Genomic DNA, 768 nt, shown 5'->3' with positions numbered 1-768 from the left:
ATAATAGTTTGGTGAGCGTGTTGAGCCCGGAAAAACGCGTCTATTTTTCTCAATCCAGCCCAATGACCGAGGCAGGGATTGATCCAGGGTTCTGGCGCGATATCTATGTGGCTATCGGCGAAGAACTGGGTGAAGGCGCATGGGCTGTGCGAGTCCAGTATAAGCCTTTAGTGCGATGGATTTGGCTAGGCGCTATCTTCATGTTTATTGCTGGATGCATTGCCGTATCCGACAAACGTTACCGTTATCACATAACCAAGTCTAAATCCGCAGACATTACTGGCAACCTAGAGGTTGCAAAATAAGAGTCGTATGAATTCAAGATTAGTATATATCACCCCTCTCGTTTTAGCGGTTGGCTTGGGACTCATTCTTTACACTGCTTTGGGAAAAGATCCAAACAAACTCGAAACTGCAAGGTTAAACGACCCCATTCCCGAGTTTGAGTTGTCCGTCCTTGAGGATCAGGGGCTTAAAGTGAATCAAGACGCGCTAAAAGGTCGGCCTTCTCTTTTGAACGTTTGGGCGACATGGTGCCCTTCCTGTCGAACCGAGCACCCATATTTAATCAGGCTTGCTAATAAAGGCGTACCCATCATTGGTTTGAATTATAAAGACGATCGGTCTAAGGCCAATCAATGGCTGGTAGAGCTTGGCGACCCTTATTCTTTGAATATATATGATCCAAAGGGTTCGTTTGGTTTCGATCTTGGCGTCTATGGAGCGCCAGAAACATATCTTGTGGATAAAGACGGGATCGTTCGGTAT

2 protein-coding genes are annotated in these 768 nt (G+C 46.2%); both read left to right on the top strand.

Annotation, left to right across the window (positions count from 1 at the left end; all coding sequences use genetic code 11):
- Positions 1 to 305: cytochrome c-type biogenesis CcmF C-terminal domain-containing protein (locus A3750_RS02425; protein WP_304440162.1), on the top strand; the 305-nt coding region annotated here is incomplete at its 5' end.
- A gap of 7 nt (positions 306 to 312) precedes the next feature.
- A partial coding sequence (locus A3750_RS02420) for a DsbE family thiol:disulfide interchange protein (RefSeq protein WP_068547997.1) occupies positions 313 to 768 on the top strand: 456 nt, incomplete at its 3' end.

The sequence above is a fragment of the Oleiphilus sp. HI0079 genome, assembly GCF_001635105.1.
Note: the sequence above shows the minus strand (reverse complement) of the source record. Positions and strands in the feature narration are given on the sequence as shown.